Here is a 15,776-nt window from a genome sequence, read left to right as displayed (position 1 = left end):
TCGCCGTAATTCGAGCTGTGACGGGCGGCCGAACCGAAACCACGAGAGTGCTCCGGGGTCCCGACGAATTATCCGTCAGAGATAGCGGCAGCAGTATCCGATACGGCAGAGCACGGGTATCGTTTGCGGCCGAAGCGACGTTTATGCAAGTCGAATTCGAACGAAGGGTAATGACCGACTCGGCCGAGTGCAAAGCCAAGCGGAGTGAGCAGGGCGACGAACGCGACGACGCCCACCTCGAGGACGTCGAAGAGGGAGCAGGGTGTACGGAGATCTGGGAGCACCTCGCCGAGAAACGTGAAAAGGAAAACGACAGCAGGTAGCGATCTTTTTCACACCGAAGTTCGTACTGAAACACATGACCGACAATCGACCCGGTGGCCACGGCGAACGTGGTCGATCGATCCCGACTGACCGCGAATCGCCGGTCGGTGCGCCGGTTATCCGAGGCGACGAATCGGTCACCGGGACGCGGGCCCGCCAGGCCGTCCAGTTCGATCCCGACGATCCCGACAGTCTCGAGGAGGCCGCGAAGACGGTCGCCGAGTTCGCAAGCGGTGCGAGCGACGACGATCACCTCTACATGCTGCGCGGCGCGGCAGCCTGTGCCGCACTCGTTCGCGGAGAAGGATCGTACAAGGCCGCTGCCGAGCGTGCAGGAGACGACGCGACGGTCTCGTTCATCCGCAAATGGGCGCGCGTACACGATCTTCCGCGGTCGGTCCGCAAGCAGGTCGCGCTCGGGAAAATCGCGCCCACAGCGGCGAAACACATCGCCCGCGTCGGCGGCGAGGAACGACTGTTGCTCGCGTGGGCTTCGATCGACGGCGATCTCACCGTTCGGGAGGTCCGAAGCATCGCGAGTTCGCTCAACGACGACACACCGATCCACGAGGCGCTGGCCGAGTACGACGCCAGACTGGGGGAACTCGAGCTCACTCTCTCACCGCCGACCTACCGTGACCTCCGTCGCCGGGCATCGATCGAGGACGTCGAACCCGGCGAAATCGTCACGGAGGCGCTCGAAACGTACTTCGAAGACTAGTCCGCCCGAGGGGACACCCGGAACGTCCGCGGAGAGAGAAAGAAAACGTTTAACCACCGCTCACCGATACGTTACAGTACAGGGCCGGTAGCTCAGTCCGGCAGAGCGTCTGGCTTTTAACCAGACGGTCGCGTGTTCAAATCGCGCCCGGCCCGTGCAGCGAACCGATGAGCGGAGCGAATCGGTAAGCGAACCGGCAGGCACGATTTGAAGTAGACCAGAAAGCGCAGCGAAGCGAGCATTTCTGGGCGTAGTTCATAACCGCGCCCGGCCCGCTTTTGCGACGAACAACTCCGCAAGCGACGGCTGACGGAACCGGCACGGCTCGAAAGAGGGAGATAGCTCTGGAAGCGAGTGATCCGAAACGGCTTCGCGTGGTTCAAATCGCGCCCAACACACGCTGCATCGCAAACGATGTCGTGAAACTCGAGGGAAAGCCGAGACGGACGAGACTGCTGGCGGGACTGTACTCGAGACGAGTGGAGTAACGTGGAGCGAACGGCGGAAGTGGACGACATCGACCTCGAGAGTTCGCAAGTGGACTTGGGCAAATACAGGTAATCGAGTCGGCGGCGACGGCCAAACCCGGACAGCCTCACGAGAGATCCGACCGCGAATTCAGATCGACTTCGAATCGAGCACCGCCGTCGGGGCGATCACGGACGGCGATCTGCCACCCGTGGGCCTTGACCACGTCACGGACGATCGCGAGTCCGAATCCAGCCCCGCCTTCGGTCGTAGAGTGTCCGCGGTCGAACACGATCTCTCGGTTCTCGGGGGAGATCCCTCGCCCGTCGTCTTCGACGAGAAACCCCTGGTTGGGATCGTCGTCGATGTGTGCGACTCGAACGGTTATGGGTGAGTCGTTGTGTTCGACGGCGTTCCGAAAGAGGTTCTCGAACACGTGGAGCAACTGGTCGTGATCGCCGGGGACCGTCCAGCCGTCCTCGAGATCGCACTCGAGGGTGGCCTCGCGAGCCCAGATCCCACTCCAGGCCTCCTCCGCAACCGACTGAATCGAGACCGGGGATGGTTCCTCGAGCGTCGTCCCGGTCCTGGCCATCGTCAGAAGGTTCGTGATCATCGTCTCCATTCGTTCGTGTGCGTCGTGGAGCGTCTGAAAGTCGTCCTCGCTCGAGGAGCGTTCGGCGAACTGTGCGTAGGTCTGTGCGATCCCGAGCGGCGTTTGCAGGTCGTGGCTGATCACGCCCGCGAACTCGTCTAAGCGCTGGTTGGTTCGCTCGAGTTCCCGTTCGCGAGCGATGCGGTCGGTCACGTCGCGGGAGTTGATGACGACCCCGTCGATGATGCCGTTGTCGAGCAAGTCGACGGCAATCCCCTCGAAGACGAGCCAGCTGCCGTCCCGATGACGGACGCGATACTCGAACCGGGCTTCGGTGTTGGAGTAGGTGACGAGCCCGGCAAACTCGTCGATTGCGTCGGCGCGGTCGTCCGCGTGAACGAGTTCGAACAGCGATTCACCGACGAGGTCGGACGGGTCGTAGCCGAGAACGGACCGCACGGACGGACTGACGTACGTAACGGTCCCGTCCTCGTCGACGACGGTGACGACGTCGGAGACGTTCTCGATGAGCGCCTGAAAGCGCTTCTCTGCTCGACGCTGGTCGGTAACGTCCCTGAGCATCAACACGGCCCCTTCGGTTCTCTCGTCGCGGACGGCGGAGACGGTCACATCGACCGTCGTCCCGTCTCTGGTGATCGTCAACTCCTGGATGGTTCCCGCCAGCAGTCGTCGGCTCTCCGGGAGAACGTCGGTAACCGACTGTCCGACGATCTTCTCGTCGCCGAGCAGTGATCGAGCGGCCGGGTTCCGATCAACGACCCGTCGTTCGTCGTCGACGACGAGGTAGCCGTCGCGCATTCCCTCGATAACGTTATCACGCGCGATCGGAACGAGATCGAGCCACCGATACCGGTAGAGGGCGACCGCGATCAGGATGCCGGTCGCGCCGAACCCCCAGACGGAGTAGTTGATCTCTGTCGTTCCGTTGTGAGCGAGGACGTTGGCGGCCCCCGGAATCAACGGTGCGAGCACGACCAGCCTCGCTTGCTTGTGGTAGACGCCGCTTCCTCGGGAGTCGAGATACTCGAGGAAGAAAACGTAGATTCCGCCACCAGAGAGCCCCCAGTTGTAGAGGACGTAGAGCCAGTAGATCGGATTCTGGTACTCCTCTACGGGGAGGAGAACCTCGGTGAACTGCATCGGTTCGTGCATCAGGAAGTGAGCGGGGTTCGTCCAGGTCAGGACGATCCACGCGCCGGTTACGGCGTAGATGATCGCCAACTGGCGCTTCCGGAGTTTGCGGCCGGCGTAGGCCATCGCGAACTGAAACAGTCCAGTCGACATGACGACCGCGCCGGAGTCGACGGTCTTCGCGAGTGCAAACCCGACCGTTGGATCGGTCTCGACGAGGAGAAGCCCCTGCGGAATCGTCCACAGTGCGATTCCAAAGAGAAAGACCGCCAGCGGAAGGACGTCGGTTTTCGGTCGGGTCCGCGGAACGAGCACGGCGAGAACGAGGTTCAAGAGGCCGATAAGCACGAGAGAGATGGCGTGTATCGCGGTAAACTCTTGAGCCACGTCCGTTCGATTGCACAGCGAGGTCAAATACGTTCGGTCCGAGATCGGCGCTGTGGACCGGTGCCTGGATTGAATGACGGCGAGGGTGAATCCGTTCCGGAGTTGGATCGATGGCTGGGGTGGACCGATGCCGACGGAGATGCGACTGTTCGAACATCGACGAGCGAGAGACCTACTCGAGGACCCGTTCGATGCAGTCCGCGAGTTGGCGCTGGGTGACGGGCTTGGTGAGGTAGCCGTCGGTCTTCACCTCGAGGGCATCCGTGGACGGGTCGATGGCGGAAACCACGATCGTTCGACACGTCGCGCCACGCTCTGCGAGGGTCTCGAGCAGTTCGTCGCCCGAGAGGCTAGGCATCCGTCGGTCGACGAGGAGGACGTCGACCGAATCGTCGACGGCCTCGAGGGCCGCCGCTCCACTGTAGACCGTTTTCACGTCGTACCGATCGGCGAGCATTCGCGAGTGCGCGTCGGCGTACAGCGGCTCGTCGTCGGCGACTACGATCGTCCGCTGGTGTGAGCCCGTCACGGTATGGGTTCTCTCGTCGTCCGCCATCTGTTTATTTCATCCACCTGCTAGGTAATATACTCGATCGTTCGATGGTATAGACCGGAACAGCCGTCAGGGAAGCCGATCATCGACGTGCTCGCGAAAGCGCACGACCACGAGGAGTATCGCGACTATCGTGATCAGGACGCCGAAGCCAGGAACGTCGTCATCGGTGGATTCGTTCGACCGATCGTTTCTAGTCTCGACATCACCAGAGATTCCGTCGTCCGCCGGTCCGACGCCACCGCCGGAGCCGGAAGAACCGCTGATATCAGTGGAACGCGATCCATCGATCTCGAATTGCAGTTCGTTGTCCGGTTCGTCGACGGCAGCGACACGTTGTCGGCGACCTCAAGCGCGTAGAGGTCGTCGCGGACTGGATACATGAGAGTTGGATAGAAGTAGTCATAAATAAGCACACACTAACCCATCAGTAATCATCCAGGTTACGCCGGAGTTCGTTACTACAGACACTATAGCGTCGATTCATACGGATTGCTGTACCGATGTCCCGGCGCACCCGCCGCTCAGGTCGCTCGGTTCCGTGTGCAGACTCGCTGCGTGTCGACAATACTCCCTATCAGTTGCCAGCCGAACGCGCCCACACTCGAGGCCGACCGGACCGTCGTCGAATGTACCTCCCAGACACACCACCAAAGCGTTCACCACGTCCCGCCGACGATGGGTTGGTATGGGATACCACATCGTCGATCCGGACAACCTCGAGCCGGAGCCGGACCGACCCTCGGAGATGCGCTACGTTAGTGAAGCCGCTGGCATGGAGCAGATGGGGCTCCGGGTGTACGACGTCGCACCCGGCGAGGAGATTCCGCTGTCGGGCCTGCACTACCACGAGACACAGGAGGAGGCGTTCTACGTCCTCGAGGGAGAACTGAGCGTGGAGACGCCCGACCGCGTCTACCGCGTCGATCAGGGAGAGTTCTTCGTCGCCGACGCCGAGAGCCCACACCGGGCACACAACGACTCCGAAGCCCGAACGAAAGTAATCGGAATGGGAGCACCGCCGATCAGCGACGGGCACGTCTACGAGAGGTGAACACCCACGGAATCCGACACTCGCAGGGCACACCGTTGTAGTACACGTTGAAAGTCATTGCACACCTACTCGTCAGACGAATCGGCGATCAGTGTGTGATCGTTCCAGTTGGTACTGTAGTCGAATCGGAGAACGAGTACGTACACGTCAGGTTTGGCAACCCCGACCGGTACGACGAGATTCGAACGCCCGACTGGGCGGAAAACCCCGCACCGATTCGGTTTCGGCGGGAAGCGAGGTCCGAACCGGCCGACTCGAGGGTGAAGACGACTGGGAGGTGGCGAGCGTCCTGATCGAGAAAGGCGTCGACGAAGAAACCGCCAAGGAACGAGCGCGCGAACTCGTCGAAAAGATCGAATCCTGACCCCGATCGGCCGAGCGCGCCGATAACCGACGGGTTGCAACGCCCAGGTGAGCAGTTATCCGAACGAGAAGCGGAGGCCGGACCATGGGCGAAGAACCCACGGCGGAAGACGACGGAAAACGCGTAATCGACGGCAGCGGCGACGAGGTCGGCGTCGTCGTCGACGTCGACGACGGGACGGCCTACGTCGAGCCGAACCAAGAGATCGGCGGCGAACTCAAGTCTCGACTCGGCTGGGGACGGGACGCCCAGAGCCGGTACCCGCTCCGACTCGACGCGATCGACGAGATAACCGACGGGGAGATCCGCCTGCGCGAGAAGTACTGATCCACGCTCGAGCGGCCGGGAGGGGGTCTCCCGCGCGTAAAGGGTGGCTTTTTATGGCGACCGTTCGTATCCCGACGCATATGTTCAAGGCCATCGTGAGCGCGGAAACGCTCACCAGCGCGCTCGATTCGGTAAGCGTGCTGGTCGACGAGTGTAAGATCCACCTCGAGGAAGACGGGCTCGAAATCCGGGCTGTCGACCCCGCGAACGTCGGGATGGTCGACCTCTCGCTCGACGCGGCCGCGTTCGAATCCTACGAGGCCGACGGCGGGCTGATCGGGGTCGACCTCTCCCGACTCGAGGACATCGCGGGGATGGCCGAGTCCGGCCAGCTCATCCAGCTCGAACTCGACGAGGAGACCCGAAAGCTGCACATCCAGATCGACGGGCTCGAGTACACCCTCGCGCTGATCGATCCCGACTCGATCCGCCAGGAGCCCGATATTCCGGACCTGGATCTCCCCGCGGAGGTCATCCTCGAAGGGAAAGACGTCAACCGCTCCGTCACGGCGGCGGATATGGTCTCCGATCACATCGCACTCGGCGTCGACGAAGGCGAGGAGTTCTTCTACGTCGACGCGGAGGGTGACACCGACGACGTCCACCTCGAACTCACCCAGGAGGACCTGATCGACCTCCAGCTTGGCCCCGCCCACTCGCTGTTCTCACTCGACTATCTCAAAGATATGAACAAGGCGATTCCTTCGGATACGGAGGTCACACTCGATCTCGGTGAGGAGTTCCCCGTCAAGATCTACTTCGGCTTCGGTGAGGGACAGGGACAGGTCACCTACATGCTCGCGCCGCGCATCCAGAGCGACTGACCGGCCTCCGACTGCGAGCGAAAAATCGGCGCTATCTCGAGCGCCGTCACGACTCTATCCCCGGCTCCGGAGTCACCGCTTTCGCTTCCGGCTCCGTCTCCAGGAGATATCTGTCGGGGAACTCGGGTTCGGGCTCCCTCCCGGCGGTGAAAAAGCGTTCCGTCCACGTGAGTTCTTCCGTCGCCGGGCTCGGTTTCTTGATCTGTTCGAACTCGACGGCGACGCCCTCGGGTTCGGCGGCGATTCGAACCGACGCGAGCTGATACGACGGGTAAAACACCGGTGGCAGGACGCCGATGATGCCGTCCCGACGGTGAAGCCGTTTGAGCCAAGTGCCGGTGTTGACCATGATTCCGCCGTCGACTTCGCGGAGCGTCGGGCGGTGCGTGTGGCCGTAACAGAAGATCGACGTCGCCGGCTGGTCGGCGAAGATTTCGGTCGCCGCACCCTCGTACGGAGCTTCGGGATCGACGGTCAGTTCGGTCTCGAACACGCCAAAGCGGTCGACGGTCTTGCGAATATCCCGGCGGATGAAGTGCAGTGGAACGGCGACAAGAAGCAACAGACCGGCGAGGGAGACGTTGAACACGAGCAGGAACCAGGCCGCCGTCCCGGCCATCCCGAACTGGCCGAGAAACGCCTCCGTCCGGTCGATCGGCATCGACCAGACGCCGAGGAGATCGAGCCCCGCGAGGATCGCGACGATCGCACTGATGTTGAACAACAACAGAAACGGGACCAGCGAGTACCGCAACACCGGATTCATCTCCCGGTAGAAGTACTTCGAGAAGAGCCAGATCGGCATCCGTTCGGTCGGTGTCACCGCCTGCACGTCTTTCAGCCAGTTGTACCGCCCGCGGTCGGAGAGCTGACCCGCGCGGCTCGTGACGAGCGTGTTGTAGTAGTAGCCAAGCGGCGTCGAGTGGGGGTTGCCCCAGTCCTCGATTCGGTTGTTTTGATCCCGCTGGTGGCCGTGTTCGAAGTGGACCACGTGGTCGCCGACGGCTCTGTCGATCGATTGCTCCGAAACGAGGTCGACGTTGTACGCGTCAAAGCGCTCGGCGTACTCGTCGTACGCGGCGAGCTCGTGGTCGTGGTTCCCCGGTAACAGCGTGATCTGGACTGTTTCGCCGGTTTCCCGCAACGCCTCGAACAGCGTCGGATACGTCTCCTCGAGCACCTCGAACTTCTCGATCCCCTCGACCGTCGTAAACTCCCAGAGTCCGAACGCGTCGCCGTTGATGATCAACTCCACGTCCTCGTCGCTCTCGCGAAGCTCCTCGAGGAACGCGAGTAGTTCCGGGAGGTAGTCGACCTCCTCGAGCTGTTCGTCGCCGCCAATGTGGAGGTCGCTGATCACGTAGTAGACCCGATCGTCGGAGTCGTCGGCCATCGACATCACTCTGTTTTGCCACCGAAAAAGGTGTTCCGTTCTTCTATAGTAGCCACTGAACGTCATTGTACACCCGATCGCCAGACAGATCGGCGATCGGTGTGTACATCGGTTCAGTTGTTACTATCGCCCGAACGAGAGTGCCGTCGCTTTCGTCCGATTGCTGTCCCTTGTTACCGGCGTCCGCCGCGGATCGAGCATCCGGCGTCGTTCGTCGGCAACTGATATTTAATGGTGCGACATAGTAAGGATCGAACATACCAGTCCGACCGCAGTACAGCAGTGTATGCCCTCCGCGAACGATCCGACGGATACCGAAGATGCGAACTACGTCACGACCGTCGACCCGGCCGACGGCGAACGACCGAGCACGGCGATCGTGACAGCCGTCGCGTCGGTTCTCGAGCGGGATCCACTGGAACTGCCGCCGCTGTACGAGACGGTCGATCCGGACGCCCTCGATTCGCTCCTCCAGCACGCCCACCGCACGGACGATACCGCCACCCACGAAGTATGGTTCAGTTACGAAGGGGTCGACGTCGGGGTGCGAAGCGACGGCGAAATTCGGGTCGACGTCGCCGCGAGTTCGCCTTCCTGATTCGATTTCGCACCCGACTCGAGCATCGCAGACGGGCCTACGCGTATGATCGTCGACGAGTAGCTCCGAGCGTCGTCGTGAGCCGACGGACGGACCGTCGACATCGGACGGCTACGCCTCGAGACGCGTCGAGATGAACGAGCGCAACAGTTCGTTCGTCCGCTCGGCTTCTTCGACGAAAAAACAGTGCGAACCGTCTTCGATCAGTTCGAGTCGCGCGTCGGGAATCGCTTCCTCGAGCAGTCGTGCGTTGCCCGGCGGAACCACGCGGTCGTTCGTCCCGTGAACCACGAGCGTCGGAACGCGAATTCGCTCGAGTCGGTCGCTCACGTCGAAGTTCGTGATTGCGGCGGACTGGGCCTCCCGCGCCGGTTCGTCCGCGTTCTGCTCGAGGCCCCACTCGATGATCCGATCCAGCAGGTGCGGGTTGCGGTTGACGAACCGCTCGGAGAACGCGGGGCGAAGTCGCCGGCGGAGCGCGTCGCGTTCGTTCGTGCCCGACTCACCGACGATCTGTGCCCGTACGTCGTCTGGAATCGCAACCGCATCCAGTCCACCGTGGCTCGTCGAACACAGCGTCAGCGACTCGGCGCGTGAGTACTCGATGGCGTACTGCTGGGCGACCATCCCACCGAGTCCCGCGCCGACGAGGTGGACGCGGCGCGTCCCGACGTCAGAAAGTACCGCCTCGAGATCCGCGGCGAGACCCTCGACCGAGTAGCCGGCGGGACCCGAGAGGAGCGGGGAGCGAAGTCGCCGGGGGAGTCGTAACACGAGCGGCGAGTGGCCGGCCGTCGAGCGGCCGGTTCCGCGAGTGTCGGGGGCGATCACGTCGCGGTCCGGGGCGAGTGCTTCCCGTTGCCAGCGCCACATCCACCGGCCGTATCCCAGTTCCTGAACGAAGACGACCGGCTCGCCGTCGCCACCCCGGTCGTCGTACTCGTAGTGGATCGACGCGCCGTCACCCGAAACCCGTGGCATACCCGAACCGACGTGTCGGACCCCCTTGAAATCGACCCTCGAGGCGGATCCCGCCGCCGGCGCAATCCCGTCGATCGTGGACGGGAGTAACACAGTATTACTCGCGGTGAACCGTTCGAAAAGCCGAGGGCGGCCGTTCGAGACAGTCCTGACGGGTTCGGGGGACCGAACGGAGCAACCACCGTGTTTATCCCGACGGAGTAACATCCCATTACCGATGCAGCGACTGCACGCCCGGTACCCGTTCCTCGAGGCGGCCCGCGAGACCGTCGCGACGGAGGCGGTCGATCTCGCGACCGTCGTCGAGCGGGAGGAGGCGGTCGTCGACCGTGCCACACAACGCGTGATTACCGCACTCGAGGACGGCGACACCGGCGAACCCCATCGCGATCACCGCGTCGAGTTGCTCTCCTATCCCGTCGCGCGCGTCCTCGTTTCGATGGTCGGTGAGAACGTGCTCGTCAGGAAGTACGCCCGCGCGGAGGCCGCGACGGCGTACGACCGGTTCATCGAGGATATCGAAGACACGACGGAACTGAAGAGCGTGGAGACGGCGGGACTCGACCTCGAGGCGCTGTTCGCGGAGTTCGACCTTCGGGAGGCGATCCACGGCCCGGTCGACGGCGAGTACCGCATCGACGTCGGCACCTATCTTCCGCTTGCCGCCGATCTGTGGGACGACGAGTGGCGGCTCGTCAACCAGCCACTCGAACGGGGCGAGGTGCCGGTCGACGAGGGCGAGCTCCTCGCGCTCCTTCGGGAGGGGATCCGCGAGCGGATCGAGGACGGCTTACCGTTCGACGTCCCCGAGACGATCGCAGCCGACCTCGAGGCGGAGGCCGCAGAGATCCGAGAAGTGCTCGCCGACCTCGATCTGACCCGTGAGATCGACACCGTCGTTCCCGACCTCTTCCCGCCCTGCATGAAGGCGTTGCTGGACCAGATCCAGAAGGGCGAACACCTCCCACACCACTCGCGCTTTGCGATCACCGCTTTCCTGGCAAGCATCGGGATGACGACCGACGAGATCGTCGACCTCTACCGCGTCAATTCGTCGTTCGGCGAGGAGATGACCCGCTACCAGACCGACCACATCCGCGGCGACACCTCGCCGACGGAGTACTCCCCGCCCTCGTGTGCGACCATGCAATCGTACGGCGACTGCGTGAACAAAGACGACCTCTGTGAACGGATTCCCCACCCGATGGCGTACTACGAGGAGCGCATCGACGACGCCGAAGACGAGGAACTCGAGGACTGGCGCGAGGGGGAGGCGGACGAGGCGGAGTCGGCAGGCGACTAAGCCGTTTGGTCGGCTCGAGATCGGCTTATTTCCGATCCGGATCGTCAGAGAGTTCGTCCGCCTGTCGCTGGATGTCCGCGAGCGCCTGCTCCTGTTCACCGCGGGCGAGTCCGCCCGACTCGACGTGGCGACCCTCGTACTGCCAGCGCGGAATCGCGTTCCAGACGCCCGAGTCGCTGGCGTCATCGTCGCTCGAGTCTGTCCCGGCGGAGTCGACGCCAGCACCCGGTCCGGGACGTCGCCACAGCAACACCGCGACGAGACCGGCGAGAACCGCTACCACACCGACCGCAGTCGTCGGGGAGACCAGTGACGGCGTACGCAACAGGGCCGAGGAGCCGAGCAGAACGAAGACGACGGCGACGCCGAGGAGGTACCAACGAGAGGTGTCGTCACTCACACTCGAGTCAGCACTGCTCATGTGTCATATTGCGCACAGAACGTAAAAAAGGTGGCGCAGGCGTCAGGCCGCACTCTGTGTGTCGGCGTCCTCGTCCTCGAGTCCGTCTTCGGGATCGTTGAGGACGAACGCGAGAGCGATTCCAACGGCAGTAAGCAGGAAGATGAAGCCGACGATGGTCCAAACGAGCAGCTCGGCTCCGTCGGGCTGGAGGACACCGGTGTCGGTGCCGTACTCCGTCCCGATGTAGATCATCGCCCCGAGCATCACGACGATAGACGAGACGGATACGACGATTTCGATGAGTTGCTCACGGTCGAGCATTACAAAGACGGTTTCGTCGGTCAGGTCAAAAGCGCTTCGAAGGGCGGGCGAGAGACGGGGAGCGTCCAGAGCGGATCTCGAGCCGGCCGATCAGAGCGCCGTCATCTCGCGCTCGAGGTCCCGGAGTTGTTCGACGCGTTTTTCCGTCGGCGGGTGGGTGCTAAACAGTTGGCCGACGACGCCGGACTTGATCGGGATGATGAAGAATGCGTTCATCTCGGCTTCCTCGCGCATGTCGTCTTTCGGGACGCGATCCATCTCGCCGGAGATCTTCAGCAGGGCCGAAGCCAGCGCCGAGGGGTTGCCGGTGATCGCCGCCGCACCGCGATCGGCGGAGTACTCGCGGTACCGTGAGAGCGCTCGAATGAGCAGGTAGCTGACGATCCAGACGAGCAGCGAGACGAGGATAGCGACGATAACCCCGCCACCGCCGCGATTCCCTCCACGGCCACCCCCGCCGAAGAACGCGCCCCAGCGGACGATCATGAACGCGATCGTCGAGAGGAACGAGGCGATGGTCATCACCATCATGTCCCGGTTTTTGACGTGGGCGAGTTCGTGGGCGACGACGCCATCGAGTTCGTCCTGATTCAGGGTTCGCATGAGTCCGGTCGTCACCGCCACGGCGGCGTTTTTCTGGTTACGTCCGGTCGCGAACGCGTTCGGAACGTTCGAGTCGATGACCGCGACCTTCGGTTTCGGGAGGTCGGCCTGCTGGGAGAGTCGTTCGACCGACGTGTGAAGCTGTGGATACTCCTCGGCCGAGACCTCCTTGGCCCCCATGCTCTTGAGCGTGAGCGTGTCGCTGAAGTAGTACTGGACGAGCGAGAAGCCACCGAAGATGAGCGCGAAAACGACCATTCCACCGCCCATATAGAGCGTAATCGCGCTCGCAAAGACGATGTACAACGCGAACAACAGAAACATCGTCAGGAACATCCGGAACCGAAGACCCCAGTCCGCCTGCCAGTTCATACCTTCGCGTATGGTCTGAACGGAGATAAGTGACGTGACGACGCGCCGTAGGTCGAACCATTTTGACATAATTTTGAAAGTTCTCTCGAGGCCGTGGTCGAACCCCTTCATTTCGCATGGAGACCACGGCACGTGGGGACGTCTGACACAGTCGCGAAATCGGTCGTCTGACGAGCGTCTGACAGACGTCGTTCGCGGGGATCGACGCAGTGGAAGCGGAGGGGGCCCAGCCGAGATGACACTCGCCCACGAAGGGAATCGCACGACTCGATCGTGGCGGTTCGACCGGACTGGGAACGGGTCGGCTCACACACACCCGATCGAACCCCCTCGTTTCGCCTGGAGTTGTCAATTTCTGAAAAACACCGATACGAGCGATGGGATACTGATACGGTCTGTTGTCCGTCTGAACCGAGTCCGATACGGATTGCTGCCCCGATCTCCCGGCGGACCCGCGACCCCCAGGACGGATGCGTCGGAAACAGCAGACAGCAAGCCGGAGATACGGTCGGGGACCAGCGATCTGTTTCGCGGGTGACCGGCGGACGCAATCGGCCTCGAGTCCGTCGCCACAGCGAACAGTATAACACGTCCAAACCCCAAGCGGGGGTATCATGAAGGAGTCTCGTGCGTTCTGTCCCCGGTGTGGGGAACCGATGCCCGATCGGTCGGCGAGCGACGCGAGCGGTAACGAGGAGGCCGATTCGGACGGTCACCACGACGACGGTGTCGCCGACCCACTCCGACCGGATTCGGAGGTCGAAATCTGCGATGCGTGTTACTTCGATGACTTCGATTTCGTGGACGCACCCGACCAGATCGACGTCCGCGTCTGCGCGCAGTGTGGGGCCGTCCACCGGGGTAACCGATGGGTCGACGTCGGCGCCGAGGACTACACCGATATCGCGATCGACGAGGTCAGCGAGGCCCTCGGCGTCCACGTCGACGTCGAGGACGTCGCCTGGCAGGTCGAACCCGAACAGGTCGACCAGAACACGATCCGGATGCACTGTTATTTCACGGGCGTCGCCCGCGGGACGCCAGTCGAAGAACAGGTGACGGTCCCGGTCAGGATCGCACGCCAGACCTGTACCCGCTGTGGCCGGATCGCCGGCGACTACTACGCAAGCATCGTCCAGATTCGCGCCGACGAACGGACGCCAACGACCGAGGAGATCGATCGCGCAAAGGAGATCGCGAACACGACCGTCGCCGAGATGGAGGCAACCGGCGACCGAAACGCGTTCGTCACCGAGATGGGCGAGGTCGACGACGGGCTGAACATCAAGGTTTCGACCAACAAGATCGGGAAGAAGATCTCGAACAAGATGGTAGAGGAGTTCGGCGGCACCGTCAACGACGCCGAGACGCTCGTCACCGAGGACGAGGACGGTAACGAGGTGTACCGGGTCACGTTCGCCGTCCGTCTCCCGCCGTATCGACCCGGCGACGTCATCGATCTCGCGGACGACGAGGAGGGCCCGGTGCTCGTCCGCAGCGCCCGCGGCAATCTCAAAGGTACTCGAGTGCGCACCGGCGAACGGTACGAGGCGAGCTACGAGGAGGGGAACGCACCCGAGGCACGAAAGCTCGGCGAACGCGAGGATGGCGTCGAGACCACGGTCGTCACGGTCGAGGACGAAAACGCCGTTCAGGTACTCGACCCCGAGACGTATCAGGCGAAGACGGTTGCCCGACCGGAGTACTTCGATCCCGACGCGGAGACGGTTCCCGTCCTGAAGAGTCGCGTCGGACTGCACGTCCTCCCGGATTCGGATCCGGGCGCGGGCGACGATGCCGACGCGAACGAGCCCTACGATCCGTACGCGAACCCGCCCGAGGGTGACGAAAGCGATGCGTGACGGGGCGGTTGACGGGGATCGACTCGAGTCGTCGCCGTCCGACGCGGATATCGATGCCCCGCTCGCGGCCATCGTCGGCAAACCTCGCGCGGAGGCGGCGATCGAATCGCTCCGTACCGAGGGGATCTACGACGACTCGAGGCGGGTGCGCGAGGACGGCCCCGACCGGGTCGCGCTCCCGGTGACGGACCCGCCGGCGGCAACCGAGGTGCTCGAGGTCGTCCGGCAGGTCGATCCCGAGCCCCGAAGTTCGGATCTCGAGGACCTGCTCGCCGAGCGGGGCTGGGACGAGGACGCTCTGGCCGCCGCGCCGGGATCGTGGGCCGTGATCGGCTCCGTCGTGGTCGTCTCGGTTCCCGACGATTGCCCCGACGAGACGGGGCTCGCCGAGGCGCTGCTCGAACTCCACGGCGAGGCCGACAGCGTGCTGGCCGACGAGGGGATCGAAAACGACGGGACGGCGGGTACCTACCGCGAGCCCCGGACGCGGTTGCTCGCCGGCGAGTCGGATACGGAGACCATTCACACCGAACACGGCACGCGCTACGGACTCGATCCCGCGGCGGTGATGTTCTCGCCCGGAAATCAGGCCGAACGCGCTCGCATGGGCGAGATCGTCGAGGCCGACGAACGGGTGTTCGACATGTTCGCCGGTATCGGCTACTTTACGCTCCCGATGGCTCGAGCCGGCGCACGGGTCACGGCAACCGAACTGAACCCGACGGCGTTTCGCTACCTCCTCGAGAACGCGATGTTGAACGACGTTCCCGACCGGGTCGACGCCTACATGACCGACTGTCGGGACCTCGCGGAGCGGGTGGAGGCCGACCGGGTGGTCATGGGCTACTACGGTAGTTCGGACGGGACGGACGAACGCGGCCACGGCGAACGTACGGCCGAGGCCCACGAGTTTCTCCCCCACGCACTCGAGGCGCTCGTCTCCGGTGGCGTCGTCCACTACCACGAGGCGACCCCCGAGTCACGACTCTGGGAGCGGCCACTCGAGCGCCTCGAGCGGGCCGTCGACGCCGCCGACGCGGGACGGACGCTCGAGGTGCTCGAGAAGCGCCGGGTGAAAAGTCACAGCGCCGGCGTGGCCCACTGCGTGATCGACGCGCGACTCGAGTGAGTGCGACGGGAAGACGCGAGGTTCGACGGGCGGACTACGGGG

17 protein-coding genes, 1 tRNA gene and 1 pseudogene are annotated in these 15,776 nt (G+C 63.3%); 11 read left to right on the top strand and 8 right to left on the bottom strand.

Annotation, left to right across the window (positions count from 1 at the left end):
• Nucleotides 1–170 precede the first annotated feature (170 nt).
• From FYC77_RS20290 to FYC77_RS00995, 3 genes are all read left to right on the top strand, one after another.
• Entirely contained in the window at nt 171–323 is a 153-nt protein-coding gene (locus FYC77_RS20290) for a hypothetical protein (RefSeq protein WP_200840424.1), read from the top strand.
• A gap of 35 nt (nt 324–358) precedes the next feature.
• Nucleotides 359–1,045 (top strand): DUF7119 family protein, encoded by a 687-nt coding sequence (locus FYC77_RS01000; protein ID WP_149079636.1) that lies wholly within the window; start codon nt 359–361, stop codon nt 1,043–1,045.
• A gap of 81 nt (nt 1,046–1,126) precedes the next feature.
• A tRNA-Lys gene (locus FYC77_RS00995) sits at nt 1,127–1,200 on the top strand.
• 440 nt (nt 1,201–1,640) lie between these two features.
• On the opposite strand, the gene FYC77_RS00990 is transcribed toward FYC77_RS00995, so the two are convergent.
• From FYC77_RS00990 to FYC77_RS20990, 3 genes are all read right to left on the bottom strand, one after another.
• On the bottom strand, nt 1,641–3,647 hold the full coding sequence (locus FYC77_RS00990) for a histidine kinase N-terminal 7TM domain-containing protein (RefSeq protein WP_149079635.1): 2,007 nt from the start codon (nt 3,645–3,647) through the stop codon (nt 1,641–1,643).
• Nucleotides 3,648–3,819: 172 nt separating this feature from the next.
• The gene (locus FYC77_RS00985; protein WP_149079634.1) at nt 3,820–4,203 is read right to left on the bottom strand and encodes a response regulator; all 384 of its coding nucleotides are present in this window, start codon (nt 4,201–4,203) and stop codon (nt 3,820–3,822) included.
• Between the two features lie 66 nt (nt 4,204–4,269).
• The gene (locus tag FYC77_RS20990) at nt 4,270–4,416 is read right to left on the bottom strand and encodes a PGF-CTERM sorting domain-containing protein (protein WP_394349009.1); all 147 of its coding nucleotides are present in this window, start codon (nt 4,414–4,416) and stop codon (nt 4,270–4,272) included.
• 472 nt (nt 4,417–4,888) lie between these two features.
• Between FYC77_RS20990 and FYC77_RS00975 the strand changes: the two genes are divergently transcribed.
• The 4 genes and pseudogenes from FYC77_RS00975 (at nt 4,889) to FYC77_RS00960 (ending at nt 6,769) form a co-directional block, all read left to right on the top strand.
• The gene (locus FYC77_RS00975; protein ID WP_149079633.1) at nt 4,889–5,254 is read left to right on the top strand and encodes a cupin domain-containing protein; all 366 of its coding nucleotides are present in this window, start codon (nt 4,889–4,891) and stop codon (nt 5,252–5,254) included.
• A gap of 95 nt (nt 5,255–5,349) precedes the next feature.
• Nucleotides 5,350–5,618, top strand: a pseudogene (locus tag FYC77_RS20590) (hypothetical protein).
• Between the two features lie 84 nt (nt 5,619–5,702).
• Nucleotides 5,703–5,945 carry a PRC-barrel domain containing protein gene (locus FYC77_RS00965; protein ID WP_149079632.1) on the top strand — a complete coding sequence of 81 codons (243 nt, stop codon included), beginning with the start codon at nt 5,703–5,705 and terminating at the stop codon, nt 5,943–5,945.
• A gap of 80 nt (nt 5,946–6,025) precedes the next feature.
• Complete coding sequence (locus FYC77_RS00960; protein WP_149079631.1) at nt 6,026–6,769, top strand: DNA polymerase sliding clamp; 744 nt, start codon at nt 6,026–6,028, stop codon at nt 6,767–6,769.
• A gap of 46 nt (nt 6,770–6,815) precedes the next feature.
• Here FYC77_RS00960 and FYC77_RS00955 read toward each other — a convergent pair whose 3' ends face one another.
• Nucleotides 6,816–8,162 (bottom strand): metallophosphoesterase, encoded by a 1,347-nt coding sequence (locus FYC77_RS00955; RefSeq protein WP_149079630.1) that lies wholly within the window; start codon nt 8,160–8,162, stop codon nt 6,816–6,818.
• A 286-nt stretch (nt 8,163–8,448) separates the two neighbouring features.
• Here FYC77_RS00955 and FYC77_RS00945 point away from each other — a divergent pair, with 286 nt between their 5' ends.
• Nucleotides 8,449–8,760 (top strand): HalOD1 output domain-containing protein, encoded by a 312-nt coding sequence (locus tag FYC77_RS00945; RefSeq protein WP_149079628.1) that lies wholly within the window; start codon nt 8,449–8,451, stop codon nt 8,758–8,760.
• Between the two features lie 111 nt (nt 8,761–8,871).
• On the opposite strand, the gene FYC77_RS00940 is transcribed toward FYC77_RS00945, so the two are convergent.
• A complete protein-coding gene (locus FYC77_RS00940; protein ID WP_149079627.1) occupies nt 8,872–9,741 on the bottom strand; it encodes an alpha/beta fold hydrolase in 870 nt (289 codons plus the stop codon).
• 217 nt (nt 9,742–9,958) lie between these two features.
• On the opposite strand from FYC77_RS00940, the gene priL reads away from it, so the two are divergent.
• Complete coding sequence (gene priL / locus FYC77_RS00935; protein WP_149079626.1) at nt 9,959–11,044, top strand: DNA primase regulatory subunit PriL; 1,086 nt, start codon at nt 9,959–9,961, stop codon at nt 11,042–11,044.
• Nucleotides 11,045–11,069: 25 nt separating this feature from the next.
• Here the strand turns inward: priL and FYC77_RS00930 are convergent, their stop codons facing one another.
• From FYC77_RS00930 to htpX, 3 genes are all read right to left on the bottom strand, one after another.
• Nucleotides 11,070–11,465, bottom strand: a complete 396-nt coding sequence (locus tag FYC77_RS00930) for a hypothetical protein (RefSeq protein WP_149079625.1) — start codon at nt 11,463–11,465, stop codon at nt 11,070–11,072.
• A 42-nt stretch (nt 11,466–11,507) separates the two neighbouring features.
• A complete protein-coding gene (locus tag FYC77_RS00925) occupies nt 11,508–11,768 on the bottom strand; it encodes a DUF7472 family protein (RefSeq protein ID WP_149079624.1) in 261 nt (86 codons plus the stop codon).
• A 90-nt stretch (nt 11,769–11,858) separates the two neighbouring features.
• Nucleotides 11,859–12,743: a zinc metalloprotease HtpX gene (gene htpX / locus FYC77_RS00920; protein ID WP_149079623.1), complete on the bottom strand. Its 885-nt coding sequence runs from the start codon at nt 12,741–12,743 to the stop codon at nt 11,859–11,861.
• Between the two features lie 614 nt (nt 12,744–13,357).
• Between htpX and FYC77_RS00915 the strand changes: the two genes are divergently transcribed.
• Both FYC77_RS00915 and FYC77_RS00910 read left to right on the top strand, forming a co-directional pair.
• Nucleotides 13,358–14,605, top strand: coding sequence for a 60S ribosomal export protein NMD3 (locus FYC77_RS00915; protein WP_149079622.1), 1,248 nt, complete (start codon nt 13,358–13,360; stop codon nt 14,603–14,605).
• Nucleotides 14,598–15,734 (top strand): class I SAM-dependent methyltransferase, encoded by a 1,137-nt coding sequence (locus FYC77_RS00910; RefSeq protein ID WP_149079621.1) that lies wholly within the window; start codon nt 14,598–14,600, stop codon nt 15,732–15,734. The genes FYC77_RS00915 and FYC77_RS00910 overlap by 8 nt, the downstream gene beginning before the upstream one ends.
• Nucleotides 15,735–15,776 lie beyond the last annotated feature (42 nt).

It is taken from the genome of Natrialba swarupiae (assembly GCF_008245225.1).
GTDB lineage: Archaea > Halobacteriota > Halobacteria > Halobacteriales > Natrialbaceae > Natrarchaeobius > Natrarchaeobius swarupiae.
The sequence above is the reverse complement of the archived record's forward strand: the minus strand, read 5'-3'. Positions and strand labels throughout refer to the sequence as shown.